This window comes from Amycolatopsis sp. NPDC058278, from assembly GCF_042881395.1.
Lineage (GTDB): Bacteria > Actinomycetota > Actinomycetes > Mycobacteriales > Pseudonocardiaceae > Amycolatopsis.
Genome location: NZ_JBHVXZ010000006.1, coordinates 133843 through 146995 on the forward strand (window position 1 = coordinate 133843; position 13153 = coordinate 146995).

12 protein-coding genes and 1 pseudogene are annotated in these 13153 nt (G+C 72.1%); 4 read left to right on the plus strand and 9 right to left on the minus strand.

All coding sequences use genetic code 11. The features are described 5' to 3' along the window. Positions 1-30 precede the first annotated feature (30 nt). Both ACFVYA_RS04875 and ACFVYA_RS04880 read right to left on the minus strand, forming a co-directional pair. Positions 31-756, minus strand: a complete 726-nt coding sequence (locus ACFVYA_RS04875; RefSeq protein WP_387042481.1) for a class I SAM-dependent methyltransferase — start codon at positions 754-756, stop codon at positions 31-33. Between the two features lie 56 nt (positions 757-812). Continuing rightward, complete coding sequence (locus ACFVYA_RS04880; protein ID WP_285992736.1) at positions 813-1721, minus strand: NAD-dependent epimerase/dehydratase family protein; 909 nt, start codon at positions 1719-1721, stop codon at positions 813-815. A 180-nt stretch (positions 1722-1901) separates the two neighbouring features. Here ACFVYA_RS04880 and ACFVYA_RS04885 point away from each other — a divergent pair, with 180 nt between their 5' ends. Then, positions 1902-2960 (plus strand): NAD-dependent epimerase/dehydratase family protein, encoded by a 1059-nt coding sequence (locus ACFVYA_RS04885; protein ID WP_387042484.1) that lies wholly within the window; start codon positions 1902-1904, stop codon positions 2958-2960. A 30-nt stretch (positions 2961-2990) separates the two neighbouring features. Here ACFVYA_RS04885 and ACFVYA_RS04890 read toward each other — a convergent pair whose 3' ends face one another. Next, a complete protein-coding gene (locus tag ACFVYA_RS04890) occupies positions 2991-3779 on the minus strand; it encodes an oxidoreductase (protein ID WP_387042486.1) in 789 nt (262 codons plus the stop codon). A gap of 58 nt (positions 3780-3837) precedes the next feature. On the opposite strand from ACFVYA_RS04890, the gene ACFVYA_RS04895 reads away from it, so the two are divergent. Both ACFVYA_RS04895 and ACFVYA_RS04900 read left to right on the plus strand, forming a co-directional pair. After that, the gene (locus tag ACFVYA_RS04895; protein ID WP_387042488.1) at positions 3838-4401 is read left to right on the plus strand and encodes a TetR/AcrR family transcriptional regulator; all 564 of its coding nucleotides are present in this window, start codon (positions 3838-3840) and stop codon (positions 4399-4401) included. 313 nt (positions 4402-4714) lie between these two features. Further along, the gene (locus tag ACFVYA_RS04900; protein WP_387042491.1) at positions 4715-5671 is read left to right on the plus strand and encodes a helix-turn-helix domain-containing protein; all 957 of its coding nucleotides are present in this window, start codon (positions 4715-4717) and stop codon (positions 5669-5671) included. A gap of 57 nt (positions 5672-5728) precedes the next feature. Here the strand turns inward: ACFVYA_RS04900 and ACFVYA_RS04905 are convergent, their stop codons facing one another. From ACFVYA_RS04905 to ACFVYA_RS04920, 4 genes and pseudogenes are all read right to left on the minus strand, one after another. Then, positions 5729-6457 carry a D-Ala-D-Ala carboxypeptidase family metallohydrolase gene (locus ACFVYA_RS04905; protein WP_387042493.1) on the minus strand — a complete coding sequence of 243 codons (729 nt, stop codon included), beginning with the start codon at positions 6455-6457 and terminating at the stop codon, positions 5729-5731. A gap of 35 nt (positions 6458-6492) precedes the next feature. After that, the gene (locus ACFVYA_RS04910) at positions 6493-7806 is read right to left on the minus strand and encodes a GH25 family lysozyme (protein WP_387042495.1); all 1314 of its coding nucleotides are present in this window, start codon (positions 7804-7806) and stop codon (positions 6493-6495) included. Positions 7807-8241: 435 nt separating this feature from the next. Further along, entirely contained in the window at positions 8242-9498 is a 1257-nt protein-coding gene (locus ACFVYA_RS04915) for a tetratricopeptide repeat protein (protein WP_387042555.1), read from the minus strand. A 50-nt stretch (positions 9499-9548) separates the two neighbouring features. Further along, a pseudogene (locus ACFVYA_RS04920) lies at positions 9549-11018 on the minus strand (BTAD domain-containing putative transcriptional regulator); the annotation flags it as partial. Between the two features lie 57 nt (positions 11019-11075). On the opposite strand from ACFVYA_RS04920, the gene ACFVYA_RS04925 reads away from it, so the two are divergent. After that, entirely contained in the window at positions 11076-11498 is a 423-nt protein-coding gene (locus ACFVYA_RS04925) for a hypothetical protein (protein ID WP_387042498.1), read from the plus strand. 112 nt (positions 11499-11610) lie between these two features. Here ACFVYA_RS04925 and ACFVYA_RS04930 read toward each other — a convergent pair whose 3' ends face one another. Beyond that, entirely contained in the window at positions 11611-12384 is a 774-nt protein-coding gene (locus ACFVYA_RS04930) for a GH25 family lysozyme (RefSeq protein WP_387042558.1), read from the minus strand. A gap of 207 nt (positions 12385-12591) precedes the next feature. After that, on the minus strand, positions 12592-13056 hold the full coding sequence (locus tag ACFVYA_RS04935; RefSeq protein WP_387042501.1) for a hypothetical protein: 465 nt from the start codon (positions 13054-13056) through the stop codon (positions 12592-12594). Positions 13057-13153: the final 97 nt, after the last annotated feature.

Below are 13153 nucleotides of genomic sequence, written 5' to 3' on the forward strand. Positions count from 1 at the left end.
AGCGGACGCCCGCCACCCACGACCCCGGCGTCAGGCAGTGGCCACGAACGACATGAAGTGCGGGTGCACGTCCAGCTCCAGCACCTCGGTGAACACCTCGTTCAGGATGGCGGTGCCTTCCGAGCTGGTCAGCAATTGCGTCCGGTACGCGCCGGTCTTCATCCGGCCGCCCGATGCGCGGATGACGACCGCCGTGCTGAAGAACGCCGCCGTGCGCCGGAGGTGGTTGAGCGTGCCGTAGCGCTTGCGCTCGAAGTCGTGGAAGTTGTCGCCCGTCCAGAGGTTCCCGACGAAGATCCCGCCCGGCGCCATGAACGTCTTGAGCCGCTCCAGCACTGCGCGGACGTCGCCGAGGTGGTGGATCGCGTCGACGCACATCACCAGGTCCGCGGTGCCGAGGTCGTGCTCGGCCCAGAAGTCGCCCAGCACGAGCTCGAGGTCCTCGTGGTGCACGCGGCCGCGCACGATGTCGAGGCCCTGCTGGGAGATGTCGAGCGCGGTGATGCTCTTCGCCGCGGTGCGGGTCGCCGCGAGACCGGTGAACTCACCGGTGCCGCAGGCGAATTCGAGCACCCGCCCGGTGTCGGCGCCGTACTTCTCGAGGTACTTGCCGATGGTGTCCTTCTGGCTGAGGAAGTGCTCGCGCAGCAGCGGGTGCCGCTCCGCCGCCGCCCGGTCCCAGAACCGCGCCGCCCAGTACTTCCGGCCGTCCGGTGGCACGTTGTCGAGCAGCACCTTGCCGGAACGGGCGAGCATTTCAGCTAACATTCGGTCCCTCGCTCTGCAGTCGGGGTTACTCCGGAACAGCTTGGTCAGATCGTCTCGAAAATCGTTTGGAGCTCGTTGACCCCGGCGGTGACGGCCGCGCCGGCGAGCCACGACCGCCAGGTCGCCGCCACGCCTTCCTTCAGCGACGTCTCGGGCCGCCAGCCCAGCACCCGCTCGGCCTCGCCGACGTCGAGCCAGACGTCCTGCCGGTCGAAGAGCCGGCTCGGCTGGAACTCCACCCGCAGGTCGAGCGCCACGACCGAGCGCACCACGTCCAGCAGGCCCGACAGCGAGGTGCGCACGCCGGAGCCGATGTTGAGGATCAGGGGTTCCGCGGGCCCGGCGCCCCGCAGCCGCCGCATCACGTCGACGACGTCGTCGACGTAGACGTAGTCGCGGGTCGCGGTCACGTCGCCGATCAGCCGCAGCGGCCGGGAATCCAGCGCGGCGGACAGCCAGTGGGCGAGCACGCCCTGGCCGCGCCCGGTCGGCTGGCCCGGGCCGTACACATTGGACATCCGGAGGATCACCGCCGGCAGCTCACCCGCGTGGCTCAGCAGTTCCTCTTCGAGGGCGATCTTCGCCCGGCCGTAGGCGCCCGAGGGCTTCAGCGGCGAGGTTTCCGCGTAGGGCGGGGCGAACGCGGGGTCGTACACGGTGCCACCGGAGCTCGTCAGCACCACCGTCGGCGGGTTGTCCCGGCGGCGCAGCCGGTCGAGCAGGGTGCTGAACAGCACGTGGTCGGCCCTGGCCAGCTCCGGGTGGGTTTCCCCGAGCGCCGGGTTGATGCTGGACGCGAGGTAGAACACGGTCCCGGCGCCGGCGATCGAGGCGGCCAGCTCGCCGTCGCACAGGAACCTCGACTGCCGGGTGAAGCACGCCGTCCGCACTCGCGCGTGGTCGAGCGTCGCCGAAAGCCGGCGTCCGATGAACCCCGCACTTCCGATCACCACCGCCGTGTCGGTAGCGCCGTCCGCGACCACCCGACCAGACATGAGCACCACAGCCTCTCCCCACATCCGCGCCTCCGCGACCGGACGGCCACGACCGTATGGCGCGCGGGTCCAGCCGCATTCGAGTCCGGGCCGAGCACCGCCGAAGACCGTGGGAGGCCACGAGACGCAGGAGGCGGAATGCGAGTTCTGGTGACGGGCGGCGCCGGGTTCATCGGCCGGAACGTCGTCGAAGCACTGGTGGCCGGCGGGCACGAGGTCCGGGTTCTGGACGCGCTGCTCCCCCACGTGCACCCGGCCGGGTCGCCGCCGAAGTTTCCCGACGGCGTCGAGTTCCGGCACGGCGACCTGCGCGACGAGTCCACAGTGGTCTCGGCGCTGCGCGGGGTCGACGCGGTGTGCCACCAGGCCGCGATGGTCGGCCGGGGCAAGGAAATCCGCGACGCGGCGCGGTACGTGACGTGCAACGACCTCGCCACCGCGCGGCTCGTCACCGCCATGACCGAACTGGGCCTCGGCAAGCTGGTGCTCGGGAGCTCGGTGGTGATCTACGGCGACAGCCGCTACGACTGCCCGGTGCACGGCCGGGTCCGGCCCGGCCGCCGTCCGAAGGAAGCCCTCGACGCGGGCCGGTTCGAGGTGACCTGCCCGGAATGCGGCCTGACCGTCGTGGACAGTCCGGTCGAAGAGGACGATCCGCTCGATCCACCCCGCAACGTCTACGCGGTCACCAAGCTGGCCCAGGAACACCTGGCCGGCGCGTGGGCCCGCGAGACCGGCAGCCAAGCGATCGCCTTGCGGTACCACAACGTCTACGGGCCCGAGATGCCCCCCGGAAGCCCGTATTCCGGCGTGACGGCCGTCTTCCGCACGGCCGTGGACCGCGGCACGGCAGCCCGCGTCTTCGAGGACGGCAAGCCGTGCCGCGACTTCATCCACGTCCGCGACATCGCGACGGCCAACGTGGCGGCCCTGACGGCGGCGAGCACGGGATTCCGCGCCTTCAACGTGGCAACCGGCGACCCCCGCAGCATCGCGGAGGTGGCGGCCGCCCTGGCCGCGGCGGCCGGAACACCACCGCCGGTGATCACCGGCGAGTACCGCATCGGCGACGTGCGCCACATCGTGGCCTCACCGAACCGGATCAAGGCGGAGCTGGGCTGGCTCCCCTCGACCGGGTTCGACGAAGGCATGGCGGAATTCGCCAGGGCCCCGATGCGCGCCCCCGTTCCGGTTTAGTACTCCAGTCCTGGATCGGTGGGAGGGCGCTCAGACGACGGGCAGGATGCCGCCGTCCACCCGGTACTGCGCGCCGGTCAGCCAGCGGGCGCGGTCCGAAGCGAGGAACACGACGAGTTCGGCCGCGTCTTCCGGGGAGCCGGGCCGGGCCATCGGGACGTTGAGGCTGGTGGCCAGGTCCCGCTGGGCCTGTTCGAGGCTGACGCCGCGGCTCTCGGCGATCTTGCGGTGGTGGGCGATCGCCCCCGGCGTGGGGATGAAGCCGGGCAGCACGTTCACCACCCGCACGCCGCTCGGGCCGAGTTCGGCGGCCAAGGCCCGGCTGTAGGTGTTGAGCGCGGCTTTCGCCGCCGCGTAGGCGACCTGGCCCGGCTGCGGCAACCGGCTCGCGATCGACGAGACGTGGACGACCACGCCGCGCCCGCGTTCGACCATCCCGGGCACGAGGTGCCGGTCGAGCCGGACCGCGCCCAGCAGGTTGAGCGCCAGATCGGCCTCCCAGCTCTCGTCGCTGCGGACGAGGGTGTCCGCCGGGGGTGAGGCGCTGCCGGCGTTGTCGACCAGGACGTCGACGCCGCCCGCGGTGTCGAGCACCCGGCGGCCCAGGTCCGCGGCCCCCTCGGCGGTGGCGAGATCGGCCGCGAAGAACGTCGCGGGCAGTTCACCCGGCTCCGGCGGTGTGCGGGCGGCGGCCAGGACGGTGGCGCCGGCGGCCGCGAAGCGCCGGACGATCGCCGCGCCCAGTCCGCGGCTGCCGCCGGTCACGAGCACCCGGCGGCCGGAAAGTCCTTCGGGGACGACGTCTTGATCGGGTTCCATGCCACCGAAGATACCTGACTTACGTGTAAGTCAGTTTGCCGGGTGGGATGCTGGCGGCATGAGCGAACGCGCCGACGGCCGGCGTACCGACACCCGTGACCGCATCCGCGCCACCGCCCTGGAGATGTTCACCACGCAGGGGTACGAGCGGACCACGCTGGCCGAGGTCGCGGACCGGCTCGCCATCACCCGTCCGGCCGTCTACCACCACTTCCGCAGCAAGGAAGACGTGTTGACGAGCTCGTACGGCCGGCTCCTGCCCGAGCTGGCCGAGCTCACGGAGTCCCTGCAGCCGTCGCCGGCACCTTGGCGCCGGCGCAGCGAGGCTTTGGACCGGTTCGCCGCGCTCATCCGCGGCGAGCACGGCGCGTTGCTCGTGTGCGCCCGGGTGAACGAGCACGCGCTCGCCGGCCTCCCGGCGGCGGCGGAGCTGCTCCACCACCTCGACGCTCTCACGCGATCACTCGGCCCGGGCGCCGACATCGACGGCCGCATGCGCGCCCGGCTCGCCCTCAGCACCCTGGTGATGGCCGAATCGCGCGGCGCGCAGCTCGGCGGAACAGCGGAGGAACGGGCTGCCGCGGCGCTCGCCCTGGCCCGTGAACTGCTGAACCGGAAGTAGCGTCCCGGACGGCGAACCCCGGTCCGCGAGCTCGGCCGGCGGCATCAGTCCCCCCGTTACCGTTTCGGTCTCGACGAGATCGAGCGAACCTCGACCACTGCACCGGCCTCATGAACAGGCGGGCCTGCCGGATGCGGGACCGGCTCCCCTGACGTCGGGTCGGCGCGGGCACACCGAACCGCCGGCTTCCCGCCATCCGGCCCGGGTCGTGCTCCGCCGGGTGGCGTAATCCGTCAGTTTCTGCCCGGAGTGTGGCACGACGGTGTTAACTTCCGTCCGTCATCCGCTGCCCGAGCGAGGTGTTCGAGTCACAGTGACACTGCACAGGGACAAGTTCGCCGCCTACCTGCGCATGCTGAAAGACCGCAGCGAGCAGGGCTATGAACGGCTCGGCAAGCTGGCCGGGGCCAGTGGCTCCAGCCTGCACCGCTACTGCTCCGGCAAGAGCGTCCCCGCCGACTACCGCGTCGTCCACTCCTTCGGCAAGGTCTGTGGCGCCTCCCCGGCGGAACTGCGGGAACTGCACCAGCTGTGGGCCCTGGCCGACGCCGGCCGCGTCGACGAAGCGGAGCAGACCGGGACCGGTGAGGACGCCGCGCCGCCACGCCGGCGGCGCGCCTACGCCGCGACGGCCATCGCGGTCGTGGTGCTGCTGGCGGGCGGTCTGGTCTGGCTCACCGCCGACGCGTCCCCACCGGCCACCGGCCGGTACGCCGACCGGATGCTGTTCTCCTCGGGGTGCCAGCCGCCGGTCAGCATGGGCCAGCACGACGAGTGCGTCACCGAGGTGCAGAACCTGCTGGTCGCGGCCCACGGGCGGCTCTCGGTCGACGGCTCGTTCGGGCCGGAGACGCTGCGCCGGGTCACCGCGTTCCAGGTGCTGGCGGGCCTGCCCGCGCGCGGTGTGGTCGACGAGGCCACCAAGACCGCGCTGTACGACCGCCGGACCAGCATGGCGACCTGGTCGGCGGCCGTGGTGGAGCAGCGGGTCCGGGCCGTGTTCACCGAAGCGCCGGACACCGCGGTCGCGATCGCGCGCTGTGCCTCGTTCCTCGATCCGCTCTGGGTGCTGCCGAACACGAACGGCAGCCGCAACTGGGGCGTCTTCCAGATCTCCGACGCCCGCCTGCTGGAGCTGGGTGGCTCGCCGCGGCAGGCGTTCGACCCCGTCTGGAACATCGATGCGGCGCACCGTCTGTGGAGCGTGCGCCACGACTTCCACGACTGGCCGGCCTGCTCGGCGGCTCTGACGAGCCCGCAGGCGCACTGAGGACGGGCCGGCGCCGGAAACCCCGCGCGGTTCCCGGCGCCCGCCTCGGCCGGCCGGTCAGACCGTGCCGTTCTCCCACCACCACGACCGGCCGAGGTCGGCCCGGCTGTCCACGTGCTGGTGGTCGGTGTTGTAGGTCTCCAGGCCGGAGAACCCGCACGTCTCGGCCTTCTGGTAGACGGTCTTGTTGGCCACGCCCGGCACGTTCAGGTCGGCCGCGGTGCCGTACAGGTGCATGCTGTCGCTCGCGCCGCCGATCTCCGCGTTGTGCGCGATGCTGCGGAACCCGGAGTTCACCGTGATCGGCTTGTTCCCGAGTTTCTTGCGCAGCGCCTCCAGCTTGTACATGCAGCGCCGGGCGTTCTCCTTGGCGGTGGCCGCGCTGACCTTGCCGCCGTTGAAGGTGCCGCTGTCGCGGTCGGTGAACTCGCTGAAGTTGAAGTGGACGGTGGACCCGTCGCTCTGCTCCAGCGCGTTGAGCGCGGCCTGGGTGGCCGGGCCGGCCTGGCCGTCCGCGCCCAGGCCGTAGGCCGCCTGGAACCGGCGGACCGCCGCCGCGGTGCCGGGACCGAATTCGCCGTCGATCGAGACCCGGCTGTGGCCGGGCGAGTCGGCCGCCCAGCCGGCGACGCGGATCTGGAGTTCGGTGACGTCGGCGCCGGTGCTGCCCTGCGCGAGGGTGCGGGACCACGGGTACGCCTGCGCGGTGCCCGGCAGCAGCAGCGGGCTGACCACCGCGGTCGCGCCGACCACCACCGCGCCGCGCAGCATCGTGCGGCGGCTCATGGGGAGACTCATTCTCGTCCTTTCCTAACGGGGATTCAGCGGTTGGCGAGCTGGTCGAGGTCGGCCTGGGTGCCGTTGAAGACGTCCCCGGTCGCCGGCGCGGGGATGCCGTCGGGGATGGCGGCGTCGGTGTACTGCCACATCAGCCAGGTCTTCGACCCGGTGGGCAGCGCCGGCTGGGTGACGGACTGCCGGTAGTCGGCGAGCTGCATGGGGTAGGCCGAAAGCGCCGTGGTGCCGCCGAGGCAGGCGTCCAGGAACGACTTCTGGGTGTAGATGATCGGGGTCCGGCCGAACGCCGCCTGCACCTTGTCCAGCCAGGCCTTGGCGTCGGCGACGGTGACGTACGGCGGGCAGCCGCCGGAGCCGTCGTCCTTCCACTCCAGGTCGAACACGGGCGGCAGGTCGCCGGCGCGCTTGCCGGTGTACCCGGTGGCCTTCACCGCGGCGATGAACCGGTCCGCCTGCGCGCCGCCGGTGCCGGCCGCCGTGCCCGTGTAGAAGTGGTACGGCCCCACGGCCAGGCCGGCGTTGCGCGCGGCGGGCAGGTCGGTGGCGAGGTAGTCGTCGGTGACGTTCAGGCCGCGGGTCGCCTTGACCGTCGCGAACTCGACGCCGGACGTCTTCACCGCGCCCCAGTTGATCGGCGCGCCACCCGGGTGCTGGTACTTCGCCGTGTCGACGCCGTCGATCGGGTGCCCGGCGGGCTTCGGCGGCGTGCAGTAGGTGTTGCGGCTGGACCAGTCGGCGACCTTCGCCCACGTGGTGGGCCCGGCGACGCCGTCGGCACTGGCGTTGACGCAGTGCTGGAACTGGATCACCCGGTTGCGGGTGCCGTCACCGAAGTTGCCGTCCACCGTCAGCGGCGGGTAGTGGCCGGGCTCCATGGCGAGGTTCAGCCGGCACTGGAGTTCCTTGACGTCGGCGCCGGTGGATCCGCTCTGCAAGGTCGGGCGGGCGGTGGAATGGCCGCACACCACGCTCTGCGCGGTGCCCGCCGTGCCCTGGGTGGCGCACTTGCGCGGCCGCGTGGACCACGAGTTCAAGGCGGCCCACGTGTTCGGCCCGATCTGGCCGTCCACGCTCAAGGCGGCGCACTTCTGGAACACGCGCACGCGGGCCTCGGTCGCCGGGCCGAAGGAGCCGTCCGCGCCGATGGGCGTGTACCGGCTCGCCTTGGTCGCCAGGTTCAGCTGGCACTGCGCCTCGGCGACCGCGGCGCCGGTCGCATCTTGTTTCAGGGTGGGCTGGGTACTGGTGTGCCCGCACACCGCAACGGGTTCGGCCGCAACCGCGGCTGCGGCGGGGAACACCAGCAGCACCGCGACGGCCACAGCGAGTCTTTGCATGGCGAGAAGGCTGGCACCGGCCGCGCTGCCGATCGCCCTTCAGCGGCCGACCCGGGACGCCGGGACGGTCCCACCCCACCGGACCAGCGGGAACGCCACCCCGCTGGGACACAGCAGGGACGCTGAGCCCGATCGGCCCGGCCGTGGCCGCCAAGCTGGACGAAGCCCGCGACCGGCACCGTGCCGCTGGGGCCGGCCCCGGTCGCCGTCGACGACCTCGCCGCGGTCGAACGCCGGCACGGCCCCCCGCATCCGGATGCCCACCGGGCAGAACATCGCCGACCTCCTCCGCCGCGGCCTCCGCCCGCTCGACCGCGCGGTGACCAGCCGCTGTGCTTCTTCGGGCTCCAACGACCGCGCGAACACCTCAGGCGTCCGTGCCATGACTCCCTTCCACCGGCAAGCCGAGGCACTGGTCACGCCCACCACCTCGCGTCAACGCACCGGTGCCGTGGCCCGCTCGAGCGCGTCGAGTTGCCGCTGCACGCGCCGGGCGTCGTCGTCGCGGCCTTGCTGCCGGCAGAGTGTGAGGGCGTTTCGCCACGTCTCGCGCGCTTCGCCCTGCCGTCCGAGCGCCGCGTACGCGGCTCCGAGCCGGTCGAGGGTGCCGGCTTCCTCCGTGGAGGAACCGATTTCGCGGAGCTGGACGAGGGCCTCGCGGTAGCGGGCGACCGCCTCGGCGTGCTCCCCGACGTGGTGCGCGATGTAGCCGAGACTGTCCGAGGTGGTCGCCTGGCCCTCGGCGTTGCCTTGGCGGCGGAACAGGTCCAGCGCGGCTTCGCAGCTTTCCTGGGCTTCGTCGTAGGCACCGAACTGGGCCGCGTACCAGCCGATCGCGTTGAGCGCACCGGCTTCCCAGTCGGCGTTGCCGACGTCCCGGCTGATGCGCAGCGCCTGCACGGCGTGCTCGCGGGCCTTGCGGTGGTCTCCCCGGGCCCCCAGGCGGCGGCGAGGGTCCGGTGGGTGTGGGCCTGGTTGGTCAGGTCGTCGTGCCGCTCGGCCAGGGTCAGAGCTTCCTGCAGGTGGACGTTCGCCTCCGCGTGGGCACCCAGGTCGGCGTGCGCGCGGCCGAGCAGGCGGTGGGTGAGGATCCGGGTCGCCGGGTCGGCGAGGTGCCCGGCCGCCGTCATCGCGGCCTGCCAGGTGGCGAGCCGGTCGTGCAGGTGTCCCTGCCGGCGGTGGAACGTCTCGAGCGCCCAGGCCAGGTCCCACGTCGTCCGGTGGCGCCCGTTCTCCGACGCGGTGTCCAGGGCCGCCAGCAGGCAGGCGTGCTCGGTGTCGAACCAGCTCAGCGCGGCCGAGTCGTCGGACAGCTCGGGGACGGCGTGCCGGGGCGCGGGTGGCACCGCGTGTCTCGGTTCCCGCTGCGGGTTCAGGAGCCGGTCGGCCCGGAGCGCGGTGTGCAGGGAGAAGTCGACGACCCGGTTTTGCGCCGCGGTGCGGAGGTGCGCGGGCAGCCCGGCGGCCGTGTCGGTGGCGTGCCGGCGGATCAGGTCGTGGAGCCGGTAACGGCCGCGGCCGGTCCGGGTGAGCAGTGACGCCTGTTCCAGTCCGCGCAGGATCCGCCGGGTGTCCGCGGCGGGCCGGTCGATCAGGGCGGCGACCGCCTCGGGGCCGTGGTCGGGCCCGGGCGCGACCCCGAGCAGGGCGAACGCGGTCGTCTGCTCCGGCTCCAGCGCGTCGAGGGACCACGACAGCACGGTGGGAAGGCTGGCGGTGGGGTCGTCGTCGGCGAGGGCCTGGAGCCCGGCGTCCCGCAGTTCGTCGGCCAGCACTCCCAGCCGGAGGTCCGGCCGCAGCTGGGCGCGCGCGGCGACGATGCTCAGCGCCAGCGGGAACCCACCGCAGAAGGCGATCAGCCGGTCCACCGCTTCCCCCTCGGCCGTCGTGCGGGCGGCACCGAGCCGGCTGGTGAGCAGGAGGCGGGCTTCGTGCTCGGGCAGGACGTCGAGGCGGAGGGGATGGGCCGCGTGCCCGGTCACCAGCCCGGTGAGCTGGGTGCGGCTGGTCACCAGGACGGTGCAGGTTTCCCCGCCCGGCAGCAGCGAGGCGACCTGGGTGGTGTCCGCGGCGTTGTCCAGCACGAGCAGCATCCGCCGGCCGGTGACGAGGTTCCGGAACAGAGCCGCGCCGGCGTGCGGGTCGATCGGCACCTGCCGGGGTTCGACCCCGAGGGCGTCGAGGAACCCGCGGATCGCGGTGGCCGGCGCCATCGGCGCCCGGTCGGGGCTGAAGCCGCGCAGGTCCACGTACAGCTGGCCGTCGGGGAACCGGGCGGCGTGGTGGTGTGGCCAGTGCAGGGCCAGCCACGTCTTGCCGATGCCGCCCGCGCCGGCGATCGCCGAGATGACCACCGTGCCGCCGGGCTCGCCGGGGGCCAGCGCGGCGTCCAAGCGGGCCAGGTCCTCGTCGCGGCCGACGAACTGCCGGGGGGCTCTCGGGAGCTGGTGGCACACCGCCGGCGCGCCCCCGGCCGTGCGCGTGGTGCTCAGCAGTGTCCGATGCAGGTCCTGGAGCGCGGCGCCCGGGTCCGTGCCCAGCTCTTCCACCAGGCACGTCCGGATCCGGCGGTAGTGCTCCAGCGCGTCGGCGACCCGCCCGGCCTGGTGCAGGGCGCGCATGTACTGACCCGCGACGTGCTCGTCGAGCGGCTGGTCGACGACCTGCGTGGCGAGCTCGGCGACCAGTGCCTCGCCCTCCCCCGCCCGCAGCCGGGCGTCGACGAGCGCGCGTCGCGCGGCGAGCCGTTCCTCGCCCAGCTTCCGGCGTTGCGCTTCGGCCCATTCGCCGCCGAGGCCGGTGAGCGCCTCCCCGCGCCACAGGTCCAGCGCCCTGCTCAGCAACCCCGCCGCCGCCGCCGGATCCGGTTCGCCGCGGGCTTGGGCGCACAACGTCCGGAACAGCGGAAGGTCCAGCACCGGCCCGGTGTCCCCGGTCGTCAGCACGTAGCCGCCGGATCGGCGCACGATGTCCAGGCCGTCCATTCCGGCGAGCGCCTGTCTCAGCCGGGAGACGTAGCTGTAGAGCGTCGCCCGGCCCCGGCGCGGTGGTTCGGTGCCCCACATCCGCTCGAGCAAGCGGTCGACCGGAACGACCCGGTCGGCGTCGACGGCCAGGGCCGCGAGCAGGCAGCGCTGCCGGGTGGTCCCGAGGCCGACCGGCCTGCCGTCGACCTCGACGGCGACCTCGCCGAGCACACGGACAACGAGCACCGAGCCCTCCCCGGATCGGATCTGACGAACCAGTCATAGCAAGAGGGAACGCGGGCAGTGGCCCGGGTGCTCGGCGTGGCGGCCGTCGCCGCGGGAGCGCTGGTCGTGGGGCCGCTCGGGAGCCAGGCGGCCTCGGCCGCGCCGCTGGCGTGCACGGCTGTCGGCAACGCCTCCGGCACGGTCTCCGCGTTCACCCTGTACGACAACACCGGCTACTCCGGAAGCTGCATCACGTTCTACCGCTACGGCTCCTGCACGGCGTCCACCACCGACACCGAGGGCTTGTACAACCTCGCCGGCTGGGGCTGGGACAACCGGGCGGGTTCGGTGCACACCTACCACTCCTGCGACGTCCGGCTCTACGACGCGCGGGACTGCCCGAGCACCGGCACGCGCAGCACCTGGGTCGACCAGAGCGCCGACCTCCGGCTCGGCAGCATCAACTGGCAGAACCGGGTCAGCTGCGTGGTGACCAGCTGACACCCCGGCGCCGGGATCAGCGATCCCGGCGCCCCCGGGTCACGGCGTCGGCGGTTTGCGGATCGGGTTTCACCCACTGGCATGGGACGGATCGTCCGTCGCCACACTGCTGTCAGGTGGTAGGCCCGGCAGCGAACGCGGCGAGGTCGGCAGCTGTGCCGGCGAAGACGTCCTGATCGCCGGGGAAGGTGCCGGACTTGGCCCACTGGTAGAACGTGTAGGCACTCCATCCGGCCGGCATCCCGGGCGGGCCGCCCGCGTCCGAAGCCACCGGCGAGATCCACAACGGCGAATGAGCCGGGACAGTCACATCCCCACCGGTGCAGTGGTTCCACCAGCCGCGGGTCGTGTAGATCACCGGCCGGCGACCGGTCCGGTCGTGCACCGTGGTGACGAAGTCGGTGAGCCACGCCGTCACCTCGGCCGCTGTCCGGTTGTAGCACCACCCCGCCCAGTCCGCGGTCGAGTACGGGTTGTATTCGATGTCGAGCACCGGCGGCAGCGTCTTCCCGTCGTCGGTCCAGCCACCACCGTTCGCGACGAAGAAGTCGGCCTGGGCGGCGCCGGAATCCCTGTCCGGCAATCCGAAGTGATACGCCCCGCGCACGAGTCCCGCGTTCGCCGACCCCGCGTAGTTCGCCGCGAACGTCGGGTCGAGGTAAGTCGTGCTCTCGGTCGCCTTCATGTACGCGAACTTGGCGCCCTTGGCCGCCACCCCGGGCCAGTCCACGGTCTTCTGGTAGTGGCTGACATCAAGCCCCGGCAAACCGCCCGGGGGTGCGGCACTTACCGACGCGGCCCGCGGAGCGGTCCTCTCGGCAGCCGGAACGGACGACCCCAGGAAGTCCGCCTCGGGATGAAGCCGGCCGAACCCGGTGGCCGGCAACGTGCCGGCGTCTGAAACCTGACAAGGTCCGATCATCATCGTCCCGGTGAGAATCACCGCTGCCACACCCGTGCCGGCCACTGCGCGCATTGAGCGGAGTTTCACGAACAGCCCCTCTGCCATTCTTGGACGACTGCCTGTCCTTCGTACCGCCACGGCACATCCGACTCGCCGAAGACCTCTGGCTCACACTCGGCCGCCGAGACCTCAATCCCGCCGGTGCTCGGAAACGAGAGAGCTGAGCCGATCGACCTGCCTGGACCTGCGGCTGCCGGTGAGACGGTAGTAAGCCAGCGGGCGCAGCGGCACCGGCTCCCCTGCGGCAGAGCCTCGGACGACCACGTTCGGCACACAGAGACGGACGATCGGGAGACGGGTCTCCTCCACCTCGATAGTGCCGACGCTGGGCCACGGAATCGGCTCCGACGAACGCACGCCCGACCGCACGACGATTCCGGATTGATCGACCACGACTCCTCTGCGCACGCCGAGAAGCAAAAAGTAAGCGCCGAGCGCGACGATGGCGATACCGATGATTTTCGACGCCGCGTCGAAGCCGAAGAAAATGGTGGCGACTCCGATGCCTGCGAACACGAGCCCACACGCATCCAGCAAGAGGTTCCATGAAGAACCGAGCTTGACTCTCCGCGCTCGGCGGCTTTGCTGTGACATGTGGTTTCTTTCTCCCGCCTGGAAAAGACGAACCGGCCGCGACATTCGGAAGGGTCTGGGGTGTCCGGCGAACCGCTTCGCCGGACACCCCAGACTA

Bases quoted from the DNA above. Each gene is read 5' to 3' on its own strand.
- ACFVYA_RS04875 (WP_387042481.1), bottom strand. From the start codon at position 756: ATGCTCGCCCGTTCCGGCAAGGTGCTGCTCGACAACGTGCCACCGGAC.
- ACFVYA_RS04885 (WP_387042484.1), top strand. From the start codon at position 1,902: ATGCGAGTTCTGGTGACGGGCGGCGCCGGGTTCATCGGCCGGAACGTC.
- ACFVYA_RS04890 (WP_387042486.1), bottom strand. From the start codon at position 3,779: ATGGAACCCGATCAAGACGTCGTCCCCGAAGGACTTTCCGGCCGCCGG.
- ACFVYA_RS04895 (WP_387042488.1), top strand. From the start codon at position 3,838: ATGAGCGAACGCGCCGACGGCCGGCGTACCGACACCCGTGACCGCATC.
- ACFVYA_RS04905 (WP_387042493.1), bottom strand. From the start codon at position 6,457: ATGAGCCGCCGCACGATGCTGCGCGGCGCGGTGGTGGTCGGCGCGACC.
- ACFVYA_RS04910 (WP_387042495.1), bottom strand. From the start codon at position 7,806: ATGCAAAGACTCGCTGTGGCCGTCGCGGTGCTGCTGGTGTTCCCCGCC.
- ACFVYA_RS04935 (WP_387042501.1), bottom strand. From the start codon at position 13,056: ATGTCACAGCAAAGCCGCCGAGCGCGGAGAGTCAAGCTCGGTTCTTCA.